Here is a 23,538-nt window from a genome sequence, read left to right on the forward strand (position 1 = left end):
CAGGACGGGAGCGGACCCAGACCGGTCGGCGCCGGCATCAACCCGGGCTGACCTGCGCTGATCCGCCTCCACGTGGTCCTGTCGCACAGCCGGCGGGTTCCCTGCGCCCCGAGGAGTAAACATCATCTTCGCCGCGGTGGCCGTACCGCGGCGCCGGCGGCGTCGGCACGCCGGCCCGAGGTGGCGTTACCCGTCGCCCCGGAGAAGCTAACCCGCTGGTTGTTAGCCGGAGCCGGCACCCGGGTATGGGAACGCAGTGGCGATTGTGGAGAAAGTGATCGAGGCTCCCCCCGAGCAGATCTGGGCGGTGCTCGCCGACGGGTGGACGTACAGCGACTGGGTGGTGGGCACGGCGCACGTCCGCGACGTCGACGAAGCCTGGCCCCGGGTCGGCAGCCAGCTGCATCATCGGGCGGGACCGTGGCCGTTCTCGCTCCAGGACTCCTCGACGGTGCTCGGGTGCGAGCCGCCACACAAGCTGATCATCCGGGCCGGCCTGTGGCCGGCCGGTGAGGCGATCGTCGTGTTCACCCTGGAGCAGGTGGGTGAGCGCAGCACCCGGGTGCGTCTCGGCGAGGACTTCGCCGCCGGCCCGCTGCGGTGGGTCCGCAACAAGGTGAACGACCTGGTGCTGCACCAGCGCAACAACGAGACGCTGGACCGGCTCTCCGACATCGCACGGCGGCAGAAGAGTCCGGAATGACCCCGACCGTGGTGGTGACCGGGGCGAGCGCCGGCGTGGGACGGGCGGTCGCCCGCGCGTACGCCGAACGGGGTGCCCGGCTGGCGCTGCTCGCGCGCGGCGCGGCCGGTCTGGCGGCGGCGGAGCGCGACTGCCGTGGGCGCGGCGCGGCGGACGTGCGGACCTACCAGGTCGACGTGGCCGACGCGGGCGCGGTGCAGCAGGCCGCCGACGACGTCGTGCACCGGTACGGCGGGATCGACGTGTGGGTCAACAACGCGATGGTGTCGGTGTTCGCTCCCGCCTGGGAGGTGACCGCGCCCGAGTTCCGCCGGGTCACCGAGGTCAACTACCTGGGCACCGTGTACGGCACGCTGGCCGCGCTGCGGCACATGCGGGTCCACGGGCGGGGCGCGATCGTGCAGGTCGGCTCGGCGCTGGCCTACCGGGGGATCCCTCTCCAGTCGGCGTACTGCGCCAGCAAGCACGCGATCCAGGGCTTCAACGACTCGCTGCGGGCAGAGTTGCTGCACGAGTACCCCGGGGTGACGCTGTCGATGGTCCAGCTACCGGCGATCAACACGCCGCAGTTCTCCTGGGTCCGGACGCGGCTGCCGCGCCACCCGCAGCCGGTGCCGCCGATCTTCGCGCCGGAGGTGGCCGCCCGGGCCATCGTCTGGGCCGCCGACCACGGTCGGAGGGAACTCAACGTGGGCGGACCGACCTGGAAGGCCCGGCTGGGCGACATCCTGGCGCCCGGCCTGCTGGACCGGAAGCTGGCCCGGGACGGGTACGACAGCCAGCAGACTCCGACCGAGATCGATCCGGCCGCCTGGCGTGACAACCTCGACCGGCCCGGCGACGACGACGCGGACCGGGGCGCCGAGGGCGTCTTCACCGACCGGGCCCGGCGCACCTCCGCCGCACTGTGGGTGGGAACGCACAAGCCGGCCGTCTCCGGCGTGGCGCTGACCGCGCTGGCCCTGGCCGTGACCGCTCTCGGCCGGCATCGGCGCTGAGCGGCCGGCCCGCGGACCAGCCTGCGGAGGTGCCGGAACGCGGCACGCCGGACCGGGAACGGGGAGCATTGTCAGCACGGATGGAGCAGGTGGCTACCCTCTCAGGGAGCCCTGTCCGCAGACCGAGGATGTCCGAAATGATTGAAGCCGTGCAGCTGCCCTCGCCGTGGCGGGACGTGCGCGTGACCGTCGTTGTCCCGACCTACAACGAGGCGGGCAACCTCCCGGGCCTGGTCGAGCGGCTCCTCGCCCTGCCTCTGCCGGGCCTGAAGATCCTCGTCGCCGACGACAACTCGCCGGACGGCACCGGCGAGGTGGCCGACAAGCTGGCCATCGAGCACCCGGACCGGTTCGAGGTCGTGCACCGCGCCGGCAAGGAAGGGCTCGGGCGCGCGTACGTGGACGGCATCGGGCGCGCCCTCGACGGCGGCGCGGAGTACGTGGCGCAGATGGACGCCGACCTCTCGCACCCGCCGGAGGCGCTACCGGGCATGCTCGGCGCCCTGCTCAGCACCCGCGCGGGCGTGGTGATCGGCTCCCGGTACGTGCCCGGCGGCGAACTGGACGAGAACTGGCCGCTGTACCGGCGGGCCCTCAGCGGCTGGGCGAACCTCTACGTGCACACGCTGCTGCGGGTGCGGATCCGCGACCTGACCGCCGGGTTCAAGATCTGGCGGGCGGACGCGCTGCGGGACATCGGTCTGGAGCGCGTGCAGTCCAACGGCTACAGCTTCCAGGTGGAGATGCACTACCTGGCCACCAAGCTGGGGCACACGATCCTGGAGGTGCCGATCCGCTTCGAGGAGCGGCGGGACGGTGCGTCGAAGATGACCACCGCCACCAAGATCGAGAGCGCGCTGATGCCGTTCAAGCTGCGCAGCAAGCACCGCCACATCACCCGCTGACACCCCGCGCCGTCACCCGGACCGTACGCGGCGTCACCGTCGCGGTCCGGGTCGAACCGACGTCAGGGGCGGTAGACGGTCCGGTGCGCGGCACCGATCGTCGCCGCGTACAGGCCGCCGGTGACGGCACGGTCGCGGGCCAGGGCGGCGCGGGCGGCGTTCGCGCCGGGGGCGCCGTGGACCCCGCCACCGGGATGCGCGGAGGCGCTGGCCAGGAACAACCGGTCCACCGGGGTGTCCGCGCGCCCGAGGCCGGGGATCGGCCGCAGGAACAGCTGCTGGTACGCGGCGGCGGTGCCACCGCCCAGCGCCCCACCGACCAGGCTCGGGTCGCCGGCCTCCAGGTCGGCCGGCCCGGCGACGTGCCGTCCCACGACCAGGCTGCGGAAGCCGGGTGCGGCCTCCTCCATCACCTGCTCCATCCGCTCGACGTGCGCGGCGATCTCCTCCGCCCGCCAGTTCCGCCGGAACGGCAGGTGGGTGTACGACCAGAGGGACTCGGTGCCGGGTGGCGAGTGGCTCGGGTCGGCCACCGTCATCTGCCCCACCAGCAGGAACGGGTCGCGGGGCACCTCGTTGCGGGCCAGTTCGGCGGCGTACGTGGTCAGGCCGTCGACGTCGGAGCCGAGGTGCACGGTGCCGGCCGGGGCCACGGCCCGGTTGGTCCACGGGACCGGCGCGGAGAGGGCCCAGTCGACCTTCAGCGTCGAGCCGTCCCACCGGAAGTGGGCCAGGTCCTCGACCAGGCGGGGCGGCAGCGCGGCCGCACCGACCAGGTCCAGGTAGAGGGCCGGCGCCGGGACGTCCGCGAGCACCGCACGCCGGGCACGCCACAGCGCGCCGCCCACGGTGCGTACGCCCATCGCCCGACCCCGGGCGGTCAGCACCCGGTCGACCCGGGCGCCGTAGAGGATCCGGCCGCCGCGTTCGGTCAGCCGGGCCACCAGCGCGTCGGTGATCTTCTGCGCGCCGCCGTCCGGCACCGGCCAGCCGACCTGCTGGCCGAGCATCGCGAGCAACCAGCCGTACACGCCGGAGCCGGCCTCGTCCGGGGACAGGTCCGTGTGCAGGGCGCAGCCGGCCAGCAGGGCCGGGCCGCCCGGCCCGTCGAAGAGTTCGTCGCCGAGCTTGCGCACCGGCACGACGAGCCGCCGGGCCAGCCGCAGCGCCCCGGACACCCGCAGCCGGCGCAGCAGGGCCACACCGTCCCGCACGGGTGGGAAGGGTCGGGTGATGGCGCCCAGCATCGGCTCGGCGACCTGGAGCCAGTCGTCGTACGCGTTGAGCCAGCGTTTGCCGTCGCCCGGCGCGAACGCCTCCAGCGACGCCGCGGTCGCCTCCGGGTCGCGGTTGAGCACCGCCGCCCGACCGTCGGGCAGCAGGTGGGCCAGCACGTCCGGCGCGTGCCGCCAGCGCAGGCCGTAGCGGTCCAGCCCGAGGCCGTTCATCACCGGCGAGGCGTAGCCGAGGGGGTAGAAGGAGCTGTACAGGTCGCTGAGGTAACCGGGGGCGGTCACCTCGGCCGAACGGACCGCGCCGCCGGGGACGGCGGTGGCCTCCAGCACCACGACGTCCCAGCCCGCGTCCGCCAGCAGGTTGGCGGCGACGAGACCGTTGTGGCCGGCCCCGACGACGACGGCGTCCGCGCTCTCCGCGCCGGTCGACGTCATCCCCTGTCCCTACCGCTCGGAATCATCCGATCCGCCTACCCGGCCTCCAACCGGGCGAAACGCGTTTGCCCTGTGCGGACCGGGGCATCCACTGCCGCATGTACACGGTTGCACAGCTCATAGGTGGAGTGTGGGGGGCCGGCGGCGAGGGGGGCGAACTGGTCGTCCACGACCCGGCGGACGGTTCCCCGGTCAGCTCGGTGCCGGTGGCGACGGCGGACGAGGTCGGCAAGGCGGTGGAGGCGGCGCGCGGCGTCGTGGCGGAGTGGGCGGCGACCGCACCGGCGGAGCGGGCGGCGGCCCTGCACCGGGCGGCGGACGCGGTCGCGGCGGTCGCCGACGAGCTGGCCCGGTCCACGACGGCCGAGATGGGCAAGCCGCTGGACGACGCCCGGGGCGGCGTCGAGGCGGGCATCGGCACCCTGCGCCAGTACGCGGAACTGGCTCCGGTGCGCGGCGGGCGAACCCTGCTGGGCGGCGCCGACGCGATCGACTTCATGACTCCGCAGCCCCGCGGGGTGGTGGCCGCGATCACCCCGTGGAACGACCCGGTGGCCGTCTCGTGCGGGCTGCTCGGCGCCGCCCTGGTCACCGGCAACGTGGTGCTCTACAAGCCGAGCGAGCGGACGCCCGCGACCGGCTGGCTGCTGGCCCGGGCACTGGACTCGGCGCTGCCGCCGGGCGTGCTGTCGCTGCTGACCGGTGGTCCGGAGGTGGGTGCCGCGCTGTCCGCCCAGGAGGTGGACGTGGTGGCCCACGTGGGGTCCACCGCCACCGGGCGGGCCATCGCCGCGGCGGCGGCCCGCACCGGCGCGAAGGTGCTGCTGGAGAACGGCGGCAGCGACCCGTTGATCGTCGACGCCGACGTCGATCCGGTCTGGGCGGCCGGGCAGGCGGCGATCGGCGCGTTCGCCAACGCCGGGCAGATCTGCGTGGCCGTGGAACGGATCTACGTGCACCGGGACGTGGCGGAGGACTTCGTCGAGGCGCTGGCGGAGAGGGCGGCCGCGCTGCGGACCGGTCCGGGCACCGACCCGGGCACCGAACTGGGCCCGCTGGTCGACCGACGGCACCGTGACCACGTGCACGGGCAGGTGGTCGCGGCGGTGGCGCAGGGAGCGCGGATCCGCGTCGGTGGCACGGTCCCGGACGGTCCGGGGGCCTTCTACCCGGCCACCGTGGTCACCGACTGCCGGCACGACATGCCGCTGATCCGCGAGGAGACCTTCGGCCCGGTCGCGCCGGTCGTGGTGGTCGACTCGTTCTCCGAGGCGCTGCGCTGCGCCGCCGACTCGCCGTACGGGCTGGCCGCCACGGTGCTCACCGGCTCGATGAGCCACGCGCAGCGCGCCTGGCGGGAGCTGCCGGTGGGCACCGTGAAGGTCAACGCGGTCTTCGGCGGCGCGCCGGGCGGTGCCGCGCATCCGCGCCGGGGCAGCGGCCAGGGCTTCGGGTACGGCCCGGAGCTGCTGGACGAGTTCACCGCGACGAAGGCGGTGCACATCGAGGCGCCGGGGGGCGGGCACTGGTGAGCGGGTGACGCGGAAGGGGCCGTTCCGGATCGGAACGGCCCCTTCGTCGCGTACGCCTCAGCGCTTCTTCTCGCGGGCCTTGGCGGTCTGGCGGTTGTTCGCCTTCTCGATCGCCGTGACCAGCTCCGGCTTGGTCATGCTGGACCGACCGGGGACGTCGAGCTTGCGCGCGACCTCCATGAGGTGGTCCTTGGTCGCGTTGGCGTCCACACCGCCGGCCGTCTCGGCGCGCCGCTGCGGCCCGCCGCCGGCGGCCTGCCGATCGCTCGGGCCCTTGCGGCCCTTCGACTCCCAGTGGTCGCCGACCTTCTCGAACTGGTGCTTGACCGCGGCGAACGCGGTGCGGTGGGACCGCTCGCCCTCGCCGTAGGTCTCCACCGCCGAGTCGTGTGTCTTCTCCCAGGTGCGCTGCGCCTTCTCCGGGGAGCGCCGCAGCGTGCTGGGCATGTCCTCGCGCCCGGGCATCTCGTCCTCCTCCGCGTCGATGGGTCTGGCTTGTCCGTTCCCCCTCGGTGCGGAGGCAAACCGTCGCGGCGCCGTGACGGGCAGCCGGGTTTGTCGATTTCCGGCCCCGGGTACCGGCGGGGCCAGGCGAATCCGGGTGTACCCCGACATCCGGTGGCCGGGGCACAGGGAGCGGGCCATGACGACGACGGAGCCCGGGACGGCACTCGACGAGGCACAGCGGTCACACCTCCCCCGCCGGGTACGGCAGCTCAGCTGGTCGACCTGGCGCGGGGTGCTGGTCCGCAGTGTCCAGAACTTCCTCAAGGACAACTGCGCGGACTGGGCTGCGGCGTTGACCTACTACGGCGTGCTGGCGCTGTTTCCCTCCACGATCGTGGTGGTCGCCCTGGTCGGGCTGGTCTCCAACGGCGAGGAGACGGTGGACACGGTGCTGGACCTGGCCCGCGACATGGGCGCCGGATCGGTGGTGGGCAACGACGGCTTCGTGAGCGTCGTCCGGGGCGTGGTCGAGCAGCAGAGCGGGTCGGGCGTGCTGCTCAGCTTCGGTCTGCTGGGCGCGCTGTGGTCGGCGTCGGGCTTCATCGGCGCGTTCACCCGCGCGTCAAACGCCATCTACGGCGTCGAGGAGGGGCGGCCGGTGTGGAGGCTGCGCCCGATGCAGATCGGCCTGGCGGCGGTCTCGATGCTCCTGCTGGCGGTCGTCGCGGTGGGCCTGATCGTCAGCGGGCCGGTGACCGACGCGGTCGGCAACCTGATCAACGCCGGCGGCCTGGCCCGCACGGTGTGGAGCGTCCTGAAGTGGCCGCTGCTCGCCATGATCATGATGGTGCTGCTCAGCCTGCTGTTCTGGATCGCGCCGAACGTCCGACAGCCCCGCTTCCGCTGGCTCACTCCCGGAGGGGCGGTCGCCCTGGTCTCCTGGGTGCTGGCCTCCTTCGGCTTCGGCCTGTACGTGGCGAACTTCGGCTCGTACGACGCCACGTACGGCAGCCTCGGCGCCGTCATCGCCTTCCTCGTCTGGCTCTACCTGTCGAACTCCGCGCTCATGCTCGGCGTACAGATCAACGCCGAGTTGCAGCGCGGCCGGGTGCTCCAGGCCGGCGTCCAGGACCCGGACGAGCCGGTCCTGGAACCCAAGAGCCCGGCCGGTACGTGACCGTGTGCCGGGTTTATCCGTGGGGCCACCGGGTAGCGCACAAGACATGGAACGTGGCAGCAGCAAGCACGGACCGCGGCTCGACGAGCAGATGAGCCAGGAGGTCAGCGGTCTCCTGCAAGGGCCGGGGACCGGCGGCTCGCGCGTCGACGAGGCCCGCGTGCCGGAGCCGGCGGGCGAGGACCAGCCGGAGGCGACGACGGCGCCGGCCGGCGAACTGCGTACCGGCGCGCCGAAGGGCATGAGCTCGGAGGACGTCGAACAGCGCAGCCGCCTCGGGCGGTTCATCACGATGAGCGCGCTGCCGGGCGACCGCGAGGCGTTGATCGCCAACGCGCGGGACAACGACGCGCCGGACGACATCGTCGCCGAGCTGGAGCGACTGCCCGAGGGGACCCGGTACCAGACTGTCTCCGAGGTGTGGGCGGCGCTCGGCCACAAGAACGAGACGACCCGCTGGTGACCGGATCGCCGCACGATCCGGGCACGTCATCGGCGGACATAGGGAGGAAGTCCTGATGAGTGGCGTAACCGAACACGTGGACGTCTCCGTCCCGGTGCGCACCGCGTACGACCAGTGGACCCAGTTCGAGGAGTTCCCGCACTTCATGGAGGGTGTGCAGGAGGTTCGGCAGCTCTCCGAGACGATGACCCACTGGACCGTCGAGATCGCCGGGGTGAAGCGCGAGTTCGACGCCGAGATCACCGAGCAGCTCCCCGACGAGCGGGTGGCGTGGCGGTCCACCGGCGGCACCCAGCACGCCGGTGTGGTCACCTTCCACCGCCTCGACGAGAGCACCAGCCGGGTCACCCTGCAGTTGGAGTTCGAGCCGCACGGCGTGGTGGAGAAGGCCGGCGACAAGCTCGGCATCGTCGACCGCCGCGCCAAGGGCGACCTGGAGCGGTTCAAGCAGTTCATCGAGCGGCGTGGCCAGGAGACCGGCGCGTGGCGCGGCCACGTGGACCGTCCGACGCCGTGACCTGACACCCCCCGTACCACGACTCCCGATGGCCGCCGGTCCCCCGGCGGCCATCGGCGTCTCCCCGCTGTTTGGCGGTGGGCCGGTCGGGTACCGCGATGGGTATGACGGACGAGAACAGGGTGTGGCGCGACGAGGAGAAGACTCCGCTGCGGGAGTTGGACCGGGCGGTGGCCCGGTCGACCCTGGACGGCCAGACCGACGACGTGACCGGCAACGACGCCGGCGAGGAGGCCGCGTTCGGGCACGGACCCGAAGCGGTCGACCGGGGCGGCGAGGCCGCCGGGGCCGGGCGGGAGCCGACCGACCGGGACCGCGCGTACCGTCCCTCGACGACCGGCCGCACCGGCCCCGACACGATCTGATCGGTTCGCCCGGTTCCGCCGCTCTCCGGCGGGACCGGGCGTGCTCGTGTGCCCCGGTCAGGCCACGGACGGGGGACGCCGGGTTCCTGTGGCGTGGACGATCAGCAGGACGACGGCCAGCACCAGCAGCGCCGGCCCGAGCGCCTCGACCGAGGTGCGGCTGATCAGCACCCCGACCCCGGCCGGGACCAGCGCCGCGCCCAGCCCGGCCGCCCCGATCTGCAACCCGATGACCCGGTCGGCGTGCGCCGCACCGACCCGCTCGGCGGTGGTGAGGGTGAGCAGCGGGAAGACCGGCGCGGCGGCGAAGCCGATCACGACGAGGCCGGCCACGGCGAGCCACGCCGGCCCGGGTACGGCGACCAGCGCCGCCCCGACCGCCATCCCCAGCAGGCTGCCCCGCAGGATCCCGGCCGTCCCCAGCCGCTCGGCCACCACGCCCTGCACCACCCGTCCCACGAACAGGCTCCCCCAGTACGCGGAGACGGCACCACCGGCCACCGCCGCGCTCACCCCTCTCCCCTCGGTGAGCAGCAGGAACGCCCAGAGGCCGGCGGCCACCTCGATCGCGACGTACACCGCGAAGGCAAGCGCACCGAGCCACGCCGCCGGCAGGCGGAGGGTGTCGCGCACGCGTACCGGGGCCAGGGTCGGTGCCACGGCGGGCACCGGCGTGGTCGTGTCCGGCCCCCCTCCCGGCAGGGCGGGCGCGGAAGCCGCGGCCGGTCCCCGGTCCCGCCAGGCGCGGACGGTGAGGGCGAACGCGAGGGCGAGGGCGAGTTGCGCGGCGGCGACGCTGCCGTAGCCCCAGCGCCAGGACAGCCCCGCGCTCAGCACACCCGTCATGATCAGCGGCCCGATGGCCACGCCGAGGCCGAAGAAGGCGTGCATCCAGTTCATGTGCCGGGGTCCGAAGGCTCCCGCCGCGTACGCGTTCAGTCCGCTGTCGATCGCGCCGGAGCCGAGACCGAGCACCAGCGCGCAGCCGATCAGCATCGTGAGATGGGGCGCGGACGCGTAGCCGGTGAGCGCCAGGCTGGCCAGCAGCGTGCTGACGGCGAGCAGCCGGCCCACGCCGAGCCGGGCCAGGGTGAAGCCGGCGAGGACGCTGGAGGTGAGGTAGCCGGTGGTGCCGGCGAAGAGGAGCAGGCCGACGGCCTCGGTGGGTACGCCCAGGTCCCTGCGCATCGACGGCCAGCCGACCCCGATGAGTCCGTCGGGCAGGCCGAGGCTGACGAACGCGAGATAGGCGAGCAGGAGCAGGGAGGCACGGGGCCGGGCGACAGGCACGGGGGCCATCCTGCCCGCAGGATTTCCCGCAGACCCGCCCTCCCCCACCAAGACAAAAAGCACGGTCCGTGTGGTCGTGAAAGCGGACAGCTCATCCAGAATCGGCCGTTCGGCTGACGGCAACCACCGCATCGCGCGCAAGACTTTCGGAATGCATCAGGGCAAGGGCATCCTCACGACCCGTCAGCGTCGCCTCGCATGGCTCGGCTTCCTGCTCGCCGCCATCCAGGCGCCCGTCTCCGCGAAGCTGGTTGCGGACAGCTCCTGGCTGTTCAGCCTCTGCGTCGCGCTGATGGTGGCGACCGTGATCATCGCCGACGACGCGTCCCGCCGTCAGCCGGCCGAGGCCCGTCCCCGGGACTAGTCCGAGGTGCCGGCCCCGGGCCGAGCCTCGTGCCCGGGGCGACCGCGGGTCCGGCGCTGCTCCTTCATCTCCGCCTCGTACAGGTGGCGGCGCCCCGCCACCAGTTCGTCGCGGGCCTCCCGGTCGAGCTCGCGGAACAGCGCGTAGTAGCCGTCGTCGAAGTCCTCGACGATCTGGAACGTCCAGCGCCCGGCGATCACGTTCCGGCCGAGCAGGTCGGTGTCGATCCGATCGGCGATGTGCCCGTGTCCGGCCTTCCGGAACATCTCCACCGCCTCGTCGAGCATCAGGTCGGCGTGCCCGACGAGCTGGTGCAGCGAGTAGAGGTGACCGCGCACCCGTTCGACGCACTCCAGCGCCTCGCTCAGCTTGCCGAGCGCGGCGACCGTCTCGTCACTGACACCGGCGGGACGCCGGTGCCGCTCGTCCGGTCCGTCCTGGTGTGCCGTCATTCGTTCCTCCACCGTCTCGACGCGCCCCCACCGGGCGGTTCACCTCGTGCCCGATTCCCGCCGACTCAATCCCTCGGACGTCGCCCGACCGACCGGTGGAGGACCCGGCACCCGCCGTGCGGCCGAGGTCGAACCCCCGATCCACCGGCTAGCGTCGGTCCCCATGCGCGTGCCGTCGAACCAGGTCAGCTCCCGTGCCGTCGTCGAGGCGGCGCGTTCCACCCTGGCCGCCCTGGCAGAGTCCGTGGCCGAGGGGACGGCGGCCGCCGGCGCCCGGCCCGGCCTGCTCGCCCTGATCGACCAGCACGCCGCCGCGGTGCGCGACAGCCTGGACGGCGACCGCCGGCCGCTGAGCGCCGCCGCGCTCGCCGGCTACGCCGAAGGGGTACGCGCGGCCGCGCTCCAGCACGACTGGCGCCCACCGGCCGGCCCGGTCGACTGGTCGGCGCCGGACTGGCCGCTCGCCCGACTGCTCGCCGTGTGCGCCCTGGCCCGCACGCTGGGTGCGCCGACGCCCGCCCCACTCCCCCCGCTCTGACCCGTCACCGAGAGTGGGGGAGGGCGCCCGCGGTCGCGGACACCCTCCCCGGCACGCCCTGACGTGTGCGTCAGCGGCGGAACTGCTGCGTCTCGTCGCTCACCGTCCCGGGCTGGTACGCGCCGGGCCGAGCGGCCACGCCGGACTCCTGCCCCCGCGCTATGACCTGGGTCCGCTCGACACCCGCACGGTCGGCCATCTGGCGCTCCGTGTCGCCCTGACCTGCCGCCCGCGCTTGCCGGTGCTCCTGCACCGCCCGCGACTCCTCGGCCATCCGGTTCAGGAAGCCGTCCCAGCGACTCTGCATCGGCTTCACCAGACCACCGCCGACGCCGACGATCAGGATGCCGGCGATCGTGGCGAGCACCGTCACCAGCACCGGCGTCGTCACCGAGGTGGCGATACCCACCTGGTTCAGCGCCGCGATCACGCCGAGCGCGAGGATGAAGACCGCCACCAGGTCGGCCAGGATCTTCCCGTACGCGAGCCCGCCCAGCGCCCCGGTCACCAGATCGCGGACGGCGTTGGCGATCGCGGCGGCCACGACCACGATGACGATCGCGATGAACGCGCGCGGCAGCCAGGCCACCACACCGCCGATCAGGTCACTGATCGCGTTGGGCCCCCAGACACCGAAGGCGAACTGCAGGGTGAACAGCAGGACGGCGTAGTACGCCAGTTTCGCCAGGATGTCGCTGGCGTCGTACTTCGTTCGTTCCAGTGCGCGCTTGATGCCGCCCCGCTCGACGGCCCGGTCGAAGTTGACCCGTTCCAGTGCCGCGTCCACGATCTTGAGGACGGCTCTCGCGATGAGCCATCCGACCACGAGGATCGCGATGAACGCGATGGCCCTCGGTATGAACAACAGCACCGATCTCCACATGTCGGCCACGGCATCACCGATGTCGACCTGCCTGACCGCCAGGGTTTCCGGCATGATGTCCCTCCTGTCGCATGGACTGCGCCGCGCGCTTACCCGGTCGCGGGGAAGGCACGCCGTACCGGTCCCCCGTTTTTGCCGACAGGCCGACACAACGGCCCTGAGCTGCCCGGACAGCCGTTCCCGCCACGCCGCAGGCCCATGATCGGAGACGTCGCGGACGGTCGGACTAGGCTGCGGGGCATGCCAGGAACGGTCGGACGGGTCCCGATGCCCCCAGCCCCGGTCTCCGGTCAGCCCGCGGCCGCGGATCTCGTGCTCCACCACGACTGGTCCCGTACCCCGCTCGGCCCCTGGGCGGGATGGGACCCCTCGGTACACGCGGCGGCCGAGCTGGTCCTCGCCTCACCGGTGCCCATGGCCCTCACGCTCGGCGACGATCTCCTCCTGCTCTACAACGACGGGTACGCGGAGCTGATCGGCGACAAGCACCCGGCCGCACTGGGCCGACCCGCCGCGGAGATGTTCCCCGAGATCTGGCACCTGCCCGGCATCGGTGAGGTCGTCGAGCACACCTACCGCACGGGCGAGCCCTTCCTGGAGAAGGAGACCACCCTTCCGCTGCTGCGGCGCGGCTCCGGCGTGATGGAGCAGGCCGTCTTCACGCGGGGCTACTCGGCGGTGCGGGACAGCACCGGCGCGATCGTCGGCGTGCTGACCGTGGCGGCGGAGACCACCCAGGTCGCCCAGCAGTTGCAGAGCCTCAGCGACTTCGCCGCCGCGCTGGCCGGCACACTCACCCTGGACGACGTCGCCCGGGTGGCGCTGCGCTGGGCGATCACCTCTTTCGACGCCGACCGGGTCGCCTTCGCGGTGGACGAGGGCGGCGGCGGCTGGCGCATCGTCCGGCGCCTGCGCGGAGAGCTGATGGACGAGGCCGACGAGCGGCTGCCCCCGTTGTGGCGCCGCACCCCGGCCGACTGGGGCGCCCCGCTGGTCGTCGCCGCCCGCAGCGGGACACCCCTGTTCGTCGAGGACGACCAGCCGCTGGCCCGGACCGCGGTGGACCGGCACGACCAGAAGATCCGCTCGCTGGCGACGGTGCCGCTGCGCGCCTCGGTGGTCCGGGGCGCCCTCACCGTCGGCTACCAGCGGCCGCACGGGTGGTCGGCGGCCGAGCGGGCGCTGCTGGCCGCCTCGGTCGAGCTGGTCGGACAGGCCGCCGAACGGGCCCGCCGGTTCGAGACCCAGCACGGCACCGCGCAGCTCCTCCAGCGCAGCATGCTCCCCGAGCACCTGCCCGACCTGCCCCTGCTGCGGATCGCCGCCCGGTACGACCCGGGCGTCGACGGCAACGCGGCCGGCGGCGACTTCTACGACGCCTTCCTGCTGCCCACCGGTGGGCTCGGCATCGTGCTCGGCGACGTCGCGGGACACGACGTCCAGGCCGCCGCGCGGATGGGTCAGGTGCGCGCCGCGCTGCGCGCGCTGGCGCTGAGCGACCCGCGCCCGGACGCCGTGCTCGCCGGCCTCGACCGGCTGGTCACCAGTCTCGGCGCCGAGGGCGGTACGTACGAACTGTTCGTCACGGTGGTGTTCGGTGTCGTCGACGCCGACCGGCACCGGCTGACCCTGGCCAGCGCCGGCCACCCCGCCCCGCTGATCCGCCGGTGCCCGCCGGACGGCGAGCCGACCGCCGAGTACCTCGACGTGCCCACCGGCGCTCCGCTGGGCCTCGGCTGCCGACCGACCACCACCACCGTCCGTTTCGCCCCCGGCGACACGCTGCTGCTGTTCAGCGACGGCGTCGTGGAGCGGCGACGGCAGGGCCTGGCGGCCGGTCTGGACGCCCTCGCCGGGGCGGTGGCCACCGCCGGCAGCGGGGACCCACGGGCGCTCTGCGCGGTCGCCACCGCCGCCGTCGGCGGCACCACCGAGGACGACGTGGCGGTGCTCGCGGTGGAGCACGCGCTGCGGCCGAGCCGGTCGACGAGCATGGAGGTGCCGGCCGAGCCGACCGCACCGAGCCGGGTGCGGCACTGGATGACCGGCCAGCTCACCGACTGGCGGGTACCGGAGTCGGTGATCGGCGCGGCGGTGCTGTGCACCAGCGAACTGACCACCAACGCGCTCCTGCACGCCGGCACCGCCGCCCGGGTGGAGATCGACCTCAGCGCGGAGCGGCTGCTGGTCTCGGTGGCCGACTCGGGCACCCGGGGCACCGTCACCCGGGCGCAGACCGACACGTTGAGCAGCCGGGGTCGCGGGCTGGGCCTGATCGAGGAGCTGAGCGACGCGTGGGGGACCGACCCGACCGTACGCGGTTCCACGGTCTGGTTCGAGATCCTCATCCCGCCGGAGTGACCGCGTCCGGCGGTCCCGGCGGTGGCATCGGCGCCGTGTGGAGGGGGTAGGAGGACGGTCATGGCCCACGAGACTCCCGCCGGTGTGCTCTTCGACGTGGACGGCACCCTGGTCGACACCACCTATCTGCACACCGTGAGCTGGTGGGAGGCGCTGCGCCAGTCCGAGCAGCCGGTGCCGATGGCGACGATCCACCGGGCCATCGGGATGGGCTCGGACAAGCTGCTCGACCACCTCCTCGGTCCGGAACGCGACCGGGACGAGGACCAGAAGCTGCGCGACGCCCACTCGACCCTCTACGGGGAGTACTGGGAACGGCTGGAGCCGCTGCCCCGCGCGGCCGACCTGCTGCGGGCCTGCGCCGAGCGGGGCCTGCGGGTGGTGCTGGCCACCTCGGCGGCCGAACACGAGGTGGGCGCGCTGCGCCGGGCGCTCGCCGCCGACGACGTGATCGACACGGTCACCTGCGCGGCGGACGCGAAGGAGAGCAAACCGGCGCCGGACATCCTGCAGGCGGCGCTGGAGCAGTCCGGGTTGGACGCCGCCCGGGTGGTGTTCGTCGGCGACTCGGTGTGGGACGTCGCCGCCGCCGGTGAGCTGGACATCCCGTGCGTGGGGCTCACCTGTGGCGGCACCAGCCGGGGCGAGCTGGCCGGTGCGGGTGCGGTGGCGGTGTACGACGATCCCGCCGCGCTGCTGGCCGCCCTCGCCGACTCCCCGCTCACCACCCGGAGGTGAGGCTCACCCGTTCCGGCGATCCGGACAGGAGTACGGAAAGGCTTCCATGGGCATGATCTGACACCACCTGCCCGTACGCCACGGGCGAGGCGGAGAGGTGGTGTCGTGGAGCCGGTAGACGTCGCGCTCGCGGTGTTCGGGGTCGGTGCGTTGCTGGCGGGGATCCTGCCGCGGGTGCTGGATCGTCGTCCGTTGTCCATGCCGATAGCGTTCCTCGGCCTCGGCATGCTGATCTTCCTGCTGCCCACCGGCCTGCCCAAGCCGGACCCGCTCGAGCACAACGAGGTCGCCACCCATCTCACCGAGATCGGGGTGATCGTGGCGCTGATGGGCGCCGGCCTGAAGATCGACCGTCCGCTGAGCTGGGCCCGCTGGTCGTCGACGTGGCGGCTGCTGGCGATCGCGATGCCGCTCTGCATCGCCGCCACGGCGCTGCTCGGCTGGTGGTGGGCGGGCCTGGTGCCGGCCGCCGCGCTGCTGCTCGCCGCGGCCCTCGCCCCCACCGACCCGGTGCTCGCCGCCGACGTCCAGGTCGGGGAGCCGAACGACGACGAGGACGCCGAGGACGAGGTGCGCTTCGCGCTCACCTCCGAGGCGGGCCTCAACGACGGCCTGGCCTTCCCGTTCGTGTACGCCGCCATCGCCATCGCCACCACCAGCCTCGCGCCGTCCGACTGGTTCGTCGAGTGGCTGGGCATCGACGTGTTCTGGAAGGTCGCCGCCGGTGTCGCGGGCGGCTGGGCGATCGGCTGGCTGCTCGGCAAGCTGTTCTTCCGCGCCCCGAGCGAACTACGCCTGGCCCGGCACTCCGAGGGCTTCCTCGCGTTGGCCGCGACGTTCCTCGCGTACGGGCTGGTCGAGCTGATCGGCGGGTACGGCTTCCTGGCGGTGTTCGTGGCGGCGCGGGCGATCCGGGCCGCCGAGCGCACCTCGGAGTTCCACGCCGTGCTGCACGACTTCGCCGAGCAGGTCGAGCGGCTGCTCACCGTGATGCTGCTGCTGCTCTTCGGCGGTGCCGTGGTCGGCGGTCTGCTGGCCCCGCTCACCTGGGAGGCCGCAGCGGTCGGACTGGCGCTGATCTTCCTGGTCCGGCCGCTCTTCGGCTGGCTGTCGCTGCGCGGGGCACCGGGCCGTCCGGCGGAGCACTGGGTGATCGCCTTCTTCGGGATCCGGGGCGTCGGCTCGTTCTACTACCTGGCGTACGCCACCACGAAGACCGAGTTCCCGCAGGCGGACCTGATCTGGGCCACCGTCGGCCTGGTGGTCATCGTGTCCGTGGTGGTGCACGGCATCGCGGCCACCCCGGTCATGCAACTGCTCGACCGCGAGGGCGAGCGCACCCCTCCCGACGCCGCCGAACGCTCCCCCGAACCCGCCCGAGCCTGACCCCCACCCCACCCCCACCCCCCTCCCCGCCCCTCCCCCTCCCCGCCCCTCCCCGCTCCCTCCGGTTGATCAAGGGGTTTGCGCCAGGATCCATGCTGATCCTGGCCCAAACCCCTTGATCAACGCGGTGAGGGGAGCGCGGGGCGGGTGGTCAGGACAGGTGGGTTGTGAGGGCTCGGGCCAGGTCGTGGCCGGAGCGCCAGGCGCTCTGCACGCGGGGCTTGCCGAAGGCGTCCCCGGCCAGCCCCACGCCGTCCGCGTCCAGGTGGTACGTCCCCGCGGGGCCCGCCGTCGGCTTCGCGTACCTCCAGCGGTGCACGTGCACGTCGGCCGCCGGTTCGGGTAGTGCGAGCAGGTCCCGCACGGCCTGTTCGATCGCCGGAGCGGCGCCGGTGGGCCGGGCCAGGTGGCCGGCGGCGAACTCCGGCGTCGTGTGTGCCACCAGGACCGGGGCCGCGTCCCCACGCCGGTCGCCGTCGTCGCAGACGAGATTCAGGATCGGGTGGTCGTTGACGAAGGCGCCCCGGAAGTCGGACCAGCCACGGGCCGGGAAACGCAGCACGGCGGCCAGCGACGGCGACCAGTCCTGCGCCTGCGCGGCCCGGGTGGCCCGGGTCAACGCCGGGTCGAGCAGCAGCGCCGCCTGCGGACCGGGCATGGCCAGCACCACGGCCTCGCAGGGCTGCCCGTCCACCAGCGGCCCCGGCTCGACGGTGTGCACCAGCCGGTCCACCGTCACCGGCAGGTCCCGGGCGAGGTCCTCGACCAGCGAGCGCAGCCCGCGCGGCGCGGACCAGCGGGTCGGGCCGGGGACGTCCCGCCGACCGTCCGGCCCGTACGCGACGAAGGTGTCGGTCCACTCCCGGGCCAGCCCGGCCGCCCGCCAGCGCTCGACCACCTCGGCGAAGTCCGGGTCACTGACCGTGAAATAGGCGGCCCCGGTGTCGGCGGGCCGGCCGTCGAAGCGTTTGCTGGCCATCCGCCCGCCCGGCACCCGCCCCCGCTCCCGCACCTGCACGGGAATCCCGGCACCGACCAGCTCGACGGCGCACGCCACACCGGCGATCCCCGCGCCGACCACCACGACACCCGCCCGCTCCGTAGCCATCCGATGATCGTATGCGTCCTCCGTCCCCCGGGGTGGCGGGAGATCGGCCCACGCCGGCATGGATCGCGGCCACCGGGGGTATTGGCACGTCTGTTCGAAGGAAGGTGGAGATGATGACGGACCGCGACAGCAGCCGCGCCAATCCGCAGGGCGCGATCAAGGACCCGGACGAGTGGGTCACCGGCGACGAGCCGCCCACCGCGGCCCAGGAGTCGTACCTGGCGACGCTCGCCCGGGAGGCGGGCGAGGACCTGCCGGAGGACATGACCAAGGCGGAGGCCTCCAAGCGGATCGACGAGCTCCAGGAGGAGACCGGCCGCGGCCAGTGACGGCGGGCCGCCGCGCCGCGCCGGGTCGGGCGGCGCGGCGGACCCCGACGGTACGACGGCAGGCGCCGACGGGCTCAGCGCGGCGGGAGCCGGTGCAGCTCCACGTCGTCGAGCCGGCCGTCGACCACCCTGGCAGTGAGGTACGTGGCGTACGGCTGCGACCGCCGGTCCGTCGGCGAGCCGGGGTTGAGCAGGCGCAGGCCGCCCGGAGCGACCGTGTCCCAGGGGATGTGCGAGTGGCCGAACACCAGCACGTCGACGTCGGGAAACCGGGCGGCGCAGCGTTCCTCCCGCCGGGTCTTCTGCCCGGTCTCGTGGACGACCGCCATCCGCAGCCCGTCCAGCTCCACCCGGGCGATCTCCGGCAGCCGGGCGCGCAGCGCCGGCCCGTCGTTGTTGCCGTACACCCCGACCAGCCGGCGGGCGCGCGCCCCCAGCGCGTCCAGCAGCGACTCGTCCACCCAGTCCCCCGCGTGGACGACCACGTCGGCGGTGTCGACCGCCGCCCAGAGTGGCGCGGGCAGGTCCCGGGCCCGCTTCGGCACGTGGGTGTCCGCCGTGATGACCAGACGCATTGCCCCATTGTCGACCGAAGCCGCGGCGACCGCCGCATAGACGCGCACCGACGACGGCCCGGTGTTAAGAAGGGCCCCTTCCTCTACACGAGGCGTTAAGAAGGGGCCCTTCCTTTCACCTCAGGGGAGCGTCCAGCGTTGGGCAGCGGTGCCGTTGCAGTCGTAGATCTGCAACTGGCGGCCGTCGGTGGTGACCGAGCCGGGGATGTCCAGGCAGCGACCGGACTGCGGGTTGTGCAGGCTGCCGTCGGGCTGGGCGGTCCACTGCTGGGCCCCGGTGCCGTTGCAGTCGTACAGCTGGACCAGAGTGCCGTTGACGGTGCCGCTGCTCTTGACGTCCAGGCACTTGCCCAGGCCCCGGACCGTGCCGTCGCCGGGGAGCGTCCAGCGTTGCGCCGCGGTCCCGTTGCACGTCCAGATCTGCACCTTCGTGCCGTTGGTGGTCTGGCTGGAGGCGATGTCGACGCACTTGCCGAGGCCCTTGATCTCTCCGGTGCGGGCCCCGCCGGTGCCGACGCCGGGCCCGGTGAACGTGTAGCTGTCCACGTCGAGGAGCGCGCCGCTGCCGCCGGTGAAGACCAGGTACAGGTCGTGGGTGCCGTCGTCGGGCTTCGTCACGGTGGCGCTGAGTTCGGTGTACGAGTCCCACCCGCCGGTGTTGGGCACGGTCAGCCGGGCGACCTCCGGGCCGGTGGGCGAGTCGTACCGGAACGAGACCGTGCCGCCGGGACCGCCGGAGGACACCCGGGCCTTGACCCCGGTGATGCCCTTGAGGCTCACCGCGTGGTGGCGGACGTTCTCCCCGTTCTGGATGTCACCGAGCCGCTTGCCGCCCTGCGCGGCCGACTGGTCGATCACCTTCGGACCGTTCAGGGCCACGTAGTGCTCGGCCTGCCACTGCTTGGGGTAGAGGCTGATCTCCTTCTCACCGGTCAGCGGCGCCGAGCCGGCCGCGCCCTTGTCGGTGTAGCTGCCGCGCAGCACGAAGAAGAGCACCGAGTCGGGGCCGGCGTGCACCGGGCCGGTGTTGAAGGTGGCGCCGCAGCCGGTGCCCTCCCCCTCCTCGTGGGCGTGTTCCTGGTGACCGAGGGCGGCCCGGACGATGACCGAGGAGCAGGCCGGGGTTCCGTCCTGCGGGTCGCTGGCGGAGGCGGCCAGGGTGACGTCCTGCCCCCAGTCGAAGAGCCCGCCGGCGGGCAGCCCGTTCAGGGAGACGGTGGGTCGGTTGTTGCCGACCACGACGGTGACGGTCGCGGTGCCGGTGCGGCCCGTGCCGTCGCTGACCGTCAGCCGGGCCCGGTAGCTGCCGTTGGCGGTGTACGTGAACGACGGGTTGGCGGCCGTCGAGTCGACGCTGCCGTTGTCGGTGAAGTCCCAGGCGTACGACAGGGGGTCGCCGTCGGGGTCGGAGCTGCCGGCGCTGGAGAAGGTCACGGCGAGCGGTGCCAGGCCGTTGTCCTTGTTGGCCGCGGCCTTGGCCACCGGCGACCGGCCGCCCTGGACGTAGTTGATTTTGTACAGGCCCGCGTCGGCGGCACCGGAGAAGTAGCCGCTGCCGTACTCCAGCAGGTAGAGCGAGCCGTCCGGGCCGAACTGCCAGTCGATCGGGTGCACGAACGTCATGCCGGCGAGGACCGGTTCGATGACGGTGGGGACGCCGGTGGCCGGGTTGCCGTTGTCGAACTGGACCTCCTTGATCCAGTTGCGGCAGTACTCGGAGATCAGCCACTTGTTGTCGTAGTACGCGGGCCACTTCACGTCGGAGACCAGGTTCGGGTCGTGGTGGTAGACCTCCACGTGGTTGGGCGAGCCGCAGCCGCCCGGGTTGTCCAGGGCCGGCCAGTCCTCGCTGCCGCCGTGCTGCTCCCACACCAGCGCGGGCCTGGTCGGCGGAAGCTGGTTGAGGCCGGTGTTGCGCGGTGAGTCGTTGACCGGGCCGGTCGACCCGCCGCAGGGGAACCAGCCGCGCGGCGAGTTCGTCGCGAAGTCCCAGTCGTTGTACGCGACGTTCGGCCCGCCGCAGTAGGGCCAGCCGTAGTTGCCGGGGCCGGTGGCACGGTTGAACTCGTCGTACGCGGCCGGCCCCCGGTTGGCGACGTCGGCGCCCGCGTCCGGGCCGACCTCACCCCAGTAGAGGGTGTCGCCGGCGGTGCGGTCGACCCAGATCCGGTACGGGTTGCGGACCCCCATCACGTAGATCTCCGGCCGGGTCTTCGCGGTGCCGACCGGGAAGAGGTTGCCCGCCGGGATGGTGTAGCTGCCGTCGTTCTGCGGGCGGATCCGGTTGATCTTCCCACGTAGGTCGTTGGTGCTGCCCGAGGTGCGCTGGGCGTCGTACTGCGGGTTGCGGGTGGTCCCCTCGTCGATCGGCGCCATGCCGGCGGAGTCCCCGCCGGAGTTGGTGTTGTCGCCGACGGCGAAGTAGAGGTTGCCGGCGGAGTCCCAGCTCATCGAGCCGGCGGAGTGGCAGCACAGGTCGCGCTCGGTGGGCCACTCGATGAGCACGTCCTCGCTGGCCGGGTAGAGGGTCAGCGCCGACGGGTCGAACGTGAACCGGGAGATCCGGTTGACCAGCGGCGTGCCCTTGGGCGAGTAGAACAGGTACACCCAGCGGTTGCTGGCGAAGCCCGGGTGCAGCGTGATGCCGATCAGCCCGTCCTCGTACCGTGCGTCGAGGGCGAGGGTGAGCGCCACGGTGGTGGTCTTCGTCGCCGGGTTCCAGATGCGGACCTGGCCGCCGCCGTTGGTGGTGCCCCGGTTGATGTAGAAGACCTTGCCGTCGGGTGCGACGGCCAGTTCGATCGGCTCGCCCATGGAGAGGCCGCCGTCGAGGGCGACCTTCTCGAAGCCGCTGGTGGCCGGGGGCGCGAGCGCCGCCGCGACGGCGGCCTCCGAGGAGGTACGCGCGGGCGCCTCGGCGGGTGCGGGGTGGTCGCCGGCGTGACCGGGGTGAGCGGCGGCCGGCGGTGGGCCGACCGGGGCGAGGGCGGTGAGCAGGACGGTGGCGACGACCAGCAGTCGGCGCGGGACAGGGGACACGAGACCTCCAGGGGTGGGGATCTCGGTGCCGCTCCCGCCGACTGGAGGAGCACCGGGTGGTGTGTCCAGACATTAACGCCTTTCACTCGACCAGAACAGAACTTCAGTCCGGTGAATCGAAAGTAATCCACGCGTTGACGAAAGCTCCGGGGCCCCATCAGGCGACTTGTCGGCACCGGCGGGCGGGGTCTTCACAAGCCGGCAACCGCCACGTAGTTTGGCGACGGTATTGGGAGCGCTTCCAGCGGCGTCCCTCGATGAACGGGAGTGACTGACATGAGACGCAGACCGGTACTCGCCGCGGCCGCCGCCACGTCGGCGTTGACCGCCGCCACCGCCCTGGCCCTGATCCACGCGCCGGCGGCCGTCGCCGCCGAGTCGGCCTTCTACGTCGACCCGGCCACCGCCGCGGCCGGCTGGGTCGCCGCCAACCCCGGCGACCCCCGCGCCGCCGTGATCCGGGACCGGATCGCCACCGTGCCCCAGGGTCGCTGGTTCACCCGCACCAACACCTCGACCGTACGCGCCGAGGTGGACGCCCTGGTCGGAGCGGCCGCCGCGGCCGGCAAGGTGCCGATCCTGGTCGTCTACAACATCCCCAACCGGGACTGCAGCGGCGCGAGCACCGGCGGGGCACCGGACCACGCCACCTACCGGCAGTGGGTCGACCAGGTGGCGGCCGGTCTCAACGGGCGTCCGGCGACCATCGTGCTGGAGCCGGACGTGCTGCCCCTGATGACCAGCTGCCAGAACGCCGCCCAGCAGGCCGAGACGAAGGCCTCCATGGCGTACGCGGGCAAGAAGCTCAAGGCGGGCTCGTCGCAGGCCCGGGTCTACCTCGACGCCGGGCACTCGGCGTGGCTGTCGCCGAGCGAGGCGGCCTCCCGGCTGCTCGGCGCGGACATCGCCAACAGCGCGGACGGCATCTCCCTGAACGTCTCCAACTACCGGCGCACCGCCGACGAGGTCGCGTACGCCAAGGCGATCATCGCGGCGACCGGCGTGTCCCGGCTGAAGGCGGTCATCGACACCAGCCGCAACGGCAACGGACCGGCCGGCTCCGAGTGGTGCGACCCGGCCGGCCGGGCCATCGGCACGCCCAGCACCACCGCCACCGGCGACGCCGCGATCGACGCGTTCCTCTGGGTGAAGCTGCCCGGCGAGTCCGACGGCTGCATCGCGCCGGCCGGCCAGTTCGTCCCGCAGCGGGCGTACGACCTGGCGATCGCGGCCGGGCCGGTGCCGACGACGAGCGCGCCGACGACGGCACCGCCCACCACGGCACCGCCGACCACTCCTCCGCCCACCACGGCACCGCCGACCACGGCACCGCCCACCACTCCCCCGCCGGCGGGCCGCTGCACGGTCACGTACACCCCGAACGTCTGGACCGGCGGCTTCACCGCCGAGCTGCGGGTGACCAACAACGGTGCCGCGCTCAACGGCTGGACACTGAGCTTCGCCCCGGGGGCCGGCGTCCGGCTGACCAACGGGTGGAACGGCGACTGGAGCCAGTCCGGTGATCGGATCACCGTCCGCAACGCCACCTGGAACGGCAACCTGGCCAGCGGCGGCACCGCCAGCGTCGGCTTCCAGGGCACCTTCACCGGGAGCGCCCTCCCCGCGTTCGGCGGCTGGACGCTCAACGGCACCGCCTGCTCCTGACCGACGAGGAACCGCCGGGCCCGTCGTCGGACG

At 73.2% G+C, this 23,538-nt stretch carries 23 protein-coding genes; 15 read left to right on the plus strand and 8 right to left on the minus strand.

Annotated features, from left to right (window positions below; genetic code table 11):
- Positions 1-274 precede the first annotated feature (274 nt).
- The 3 genes from ACIBR0_RS20315 (at position 275) to ACIBR0_RS20325 (ending at position 2,606) form a co-directional block, all read left to right on the plus strand.
- Positions 275-703, plus strand: coding sequence for an SRPBCC family protein (locus tag ACIBR0_RS20315; protein WP_396717755.1), 429 nt, complete (start codon positions 275-277; stop codon positions 701-703).
- Complete coding sequence (locus ACIBR0_RS20320) at positions 700-1,701, plus strand: SDR family oxidoreductase (RefSeq protein WP_396717758.1); 1,002 nt, start codon at positions 700-702, stop codon at positions 1,699-1,701. Before ACIBR0_RS20315 ends, ACIBR0_RS20320 begins: the two co-directional genes overlap by 4 nt.
- A 137-nt stretch (positions 1,702-1,838) precedes the next feature.
- Entirely contained in the window at positions 1,839-2,606 is a 768-nt protein-coding gene (locus ACIBR0_RS20325) for a polyprenol monophosphomannose synthase (RefSeq protein ID WP_357036090.1), read from the plus strand.
- A 62-nt stretch (positions 2,607-2,668) separates the two neighbouring features.
- Here the strand turns inward: ACIBR0_RS20325 and ACIBR0_RS20330 are convergent, their stop codons facing one another.
- Complete coding sequence (locus ACIBR0_RS20330; protein ID WP_396717761.1) at positions 2,669-4,276, minus strand: phytoene desaturase family protein; 1,608 nt, start codon at positions 4,274-4,276, stop codon at positions 2,669-2,671.
- 98 nt (positions 4,277-4,374) lie between these two features.
- Here ACIBR0_RS20330 and ACIBR0_RS20335 point away from each other — a divergent pair, with 98 nt between their 5' ends.
- Positions 4,375-5,808 (plus strand): aldehyde dehydrogenase family protein, encoded by a 1,434-nt coding sequence (locus ACIBR0_RS20335; protein WP_396717763.1) that lies wholly within the window; start codon positions 4,375-4,377, stop codon positions 5,806-5,808.
- 57 nt (positions 5,809-5,865) lie between these two features.
- Here ACIBR0_RS20335 and ACIBR0_RS20340 read toward each other — a convergent pair whose 3' ends face one another.
- Positions 5,866-6,273: a ChaB family protein gene (locus ACIBR0_RS20340; protein ID WP_396717766.1), complete on the minus strand. Its 408-nt coding sequence runs from the start codon at positions 6,271-6,273 to the stop codon at positions 5,866-5,868.
- A gap of 178 nt (positions 6,274-6,451) precedes the next feature.
- Here ACIBR0_RS20340 and ACIBR0_RS20345 point away from each other — a divergent pair, with 178 nt between their 5' ends.
- The 4 genes from ACIBR0_RS20345 to ACIBR0_RS20360 all read left to right on the plus strand — a co-directional run bounded on the left by ACIBR0_RS20345 (position 6,452) and on the right by ACIBR0_RS20360 (position 8,777).
- Positions 6,452-7,432 carry a YihY/virulence factor BrkB family protein gene (locus ACIBR0_RS20345; protein ID WP_396717768.1) on the plus strand — a complete coding sequence of 327 codons (981 nt, stop codon included), beginning with the start codon at positions 6,452-6,454 and terminating at the stop codon, positions 7,430-7,432.
- 46 nt (positions 7,433-7,478) lie between these two features.
- Entirely contained in the window at positions 7,479-7,895 is a 417-nt protein-coding gene (locus tag ACIBR0_RS20350) for a DUF2795 domain-containing protein (protein ID WP_396717771.1), read from the plus strand.
- A gap of 55 nt (positions 7,896-7,950) precedes the next feature.
- Complete coding sequence (locus ACIBR0_RS20355; RefSeq protein ID WP_357037182.1) at positions 7,951-8,412, plus strand: SRPBCC family protein; 462 nt, start codon at positions 7,951-7,953, stop codon at positions 8,410-8,412.
- A 104-nt stretch (positions 8,413-8,516) separates the two neighbouring features.
- Positions 8,517-8,777, plus strand: coding sequence for a hypothetical protein (locus ACIBR0_RS20360; RefSeq protein ID WP_357037196.1), 261 nt, complete (start codon positions 8,517-8,519; stop codon positions 8,775-8,777).
- A gap of 57 nt (positions 8,778-8,834) precedes the next feature.
- Here the strand turns inward: ACIBR0_RS20360 and ACIBR0_RS20365 are convergent, their stop codons facing one another.
- Complete coding sequence (locus ACIBR0_RS20365) at positions 8,835-10,067, minus strand: MFS transporter (protein WP_396717774.1); 1,233 nt, start codon at positions 10,065-10,067, stop codon at positions 8,835-8,837.
- Between the two features lie 151 nt (positions 10,068-10,218).
- Between ACIBR0_RS20365 and ACIBR0_RS20370 the strand changes: the two genes are divergently transcribed.
- Positions 10,219-10,431 (plus strand): hypothetical protein, encoded by a 213-nt coding sequence (locus ACIBR0_RS20370; protein ID WP_396717776.1) that lies wholly within the window; start codon positions 10,219-10,221, stop codon positions 10,429-10,431.
- Here the strand turns inward: ACIBR0_RS20370 and ACIBR0_RS20375 are convergent.
- The gene (locus ACIBR0_RS20375) at positions 10,428-10,883 is read right to left on the minus strand and encodes a hypothetical protein (protein WP_396717779.1); all 456 of its coding nucleotides are present in this window, start codon (positions 10,881-10,883) and stop codon (positions 10,428-10,430) included. The genes ACIBR0_RS20370 and ACIBR0_RS20375 overlap by 4 nt on opposite strands.
- Positions 10,884-11,046: 163 nt before the next feature.
- Here ACIBR0_RS20375 and ACIBR0_RS20380 point away from each other — a divergent pair, with 163 nt between their 5' ends.
- The gene (locus tag ACIBR0_RS20380) at positions 11,047-11,421 is read left to right on the plus strand and encodes a DUF6401 family natural product biosynthesis protein (RefSeq protein WP_396717782.1); all 375 of its coding nucleotides are present in this window, start codon (positions 11,047-11,049) and stop codon (positions 11,419-11,421) included.
- 70 nt (positions 11,422-11,491) lie between these two features.
- On the opposite strand, the gene ACIBR0_RS20385 is transcribed toward ACIBR0_RS20380, so the two are convergent.
- Positions 11,492-12,358 carry a hypothetical protein gene (locus ACIBR0_RS20385; RefSeq protein ID WP_396717784.1) on the minus strand — a complete coding sequence of 289 codons (867 nt, stop codon included), beginning with the start codon at positions 12,356-12,358 and terminating at the stop codon, positions 11,492-11,494.
- 186 nt (positions 12,359-12,544) lie between these two features.
- Here ACIBR0_RS20385 and ACIBR0_RS20390 point away from each other — a divergent pair, with 186 nt between their 5' ends.
- The 3 genes from ACIBR0_RS20390 to ACIBR0_RS20400 all read left to right on the plus strand — a co-directional run bounded on the left by ACIBR0_RS20390 (position 12,545) and on the right by ACIBR0_RS20400 (position 16,789).
- Positions 12,545-14,665, plus strand: coding sequence for a SpoIIE family protein phosphatase (locus ACIBR0_RS20390; protein ID WP_396717787.1), 2,121 nt, complete (start codon positions 12,545-12,547; stop codon positions 14,663-14,665).
- A 60-nt stretch (positions 14,666-14,725) separates the two neighbouring features.
- A complete protein-coding gene (locus tag ACIBR0_RS20395) occupies positions 14,726-15,403 on the plus strand; it encodes an HAD family hydrolase (RefSeq protein ID WP_396717789.1) in 678 nt (225 codons plus the stop codon).
- A 105-nt stretch (positions 15,404-15,508) separates the two neighbouring features.
- On the plus strand, positions 15,509-16,789 hold the full coding sequence (locus ACIBR0_RS20400; RefSeq protein WP_396717792.1) for a cation:proton antiporter: 1,281 nt from the start codon (positions 15,509-15,511) through the stop codon (positions 16,787-16,789).
- Between the two features lie 151 nt (positions 16,790-16,940).
- Here the strand turns inward: ACIBR0_RS20400 and ACIBR0_RS20405 are convergent, their stop codons facing one another.
- Positions 16,941-17,897 carry an NAD(P)/FAD-dependent oxidoreductase gene (locus tag ACIBR0_RS20405; RefSeq protein ID WP_396717795.1) on the minus strand — a complete coding sequence of 319 codons (957 nt, stop codon included), beginning with the start codon at positions 17,895-17,897 and terminating at the stop codon, positions 16,941-16,943.
- Positions 17,898-18,007: 110 nt separating this feature from the next.
- Between ACIBR0_RS20405 and ACIBR0_RS20410 the strand changes: the two genes are divergently transcribed.
- Entirely contained in the window at positions 18,008-18,226 is a 219-nt protein-coding gene (locus tag ACIBR0_RS20410) for a DUF3072 domain-containing protein (protein WP_357031717.1), read from the plus strand.
- Positions 18,227-18,300: 74 nt separating this feature from the next.
- Here ACIBR0_RS20410 and ACIBR0_RS20415 read toward each other — a convergent pair whose 3' ends face one another.
- Both ACIBR0_RS20415 and ACIBR0_RS20420 read right to left on the minus strand, forming a co-directional pair.
- The gene (locus ACIBR0_RS20415) at positions 18,301-18,801 is read right to left on the minus strand and encodes a metallophosphoesterase (protein ID WP_357031714.1); all 501 of its coding nucleotides are present in this window, start codon (positions 18,799-18,801) and stop codon (positions 18,301-18,303) included.
- Between the two features lie 120 nt (positions 18,802-18,921).
- Positions 18,922-21,840: a ricin-type beta-trefoil lectin domain protein gene (locus tag ACIBR0_RS20420; protein WP_396717799.1), complete on the minus strand. Its 2,919-nt coding sequence runs from the start codon at positions 21,838-21,840 to the stop codon at positions 18,922-18,924.
- A gap of 276 nt (positions 21,841-22,116) precedes the next feature.
- On the opposite strand from ACIBR0_RS20420, the gene ACIBR0_RS20425 reads away from it, so the two are divergent.
- On the plus strand, positions 22,117-23,505 hold the full coding sequence (locus ACIBR0_RS20425; protein WP_396717801.1) for a glycoside hydrolase family 6 protein: 1,389 nt from the start codon (positions 22,117-22,119) through the stop codon (positions 23,503-23,505).
- The last annotated feature ends 33 nt before the right edge of the window (positions 23,506-23,538 follow it).

Origin of the sequence: Micromonospora sp. NPDC049497, assembly GCF_044465805.1 — a bacterium.
In the GTDB taxonomy this organism is placed as follows: Bacteria; Actinomycetota; Actinomycetes; order Mycobacteriales; family Micromonosporaceae; genus Micromonospora.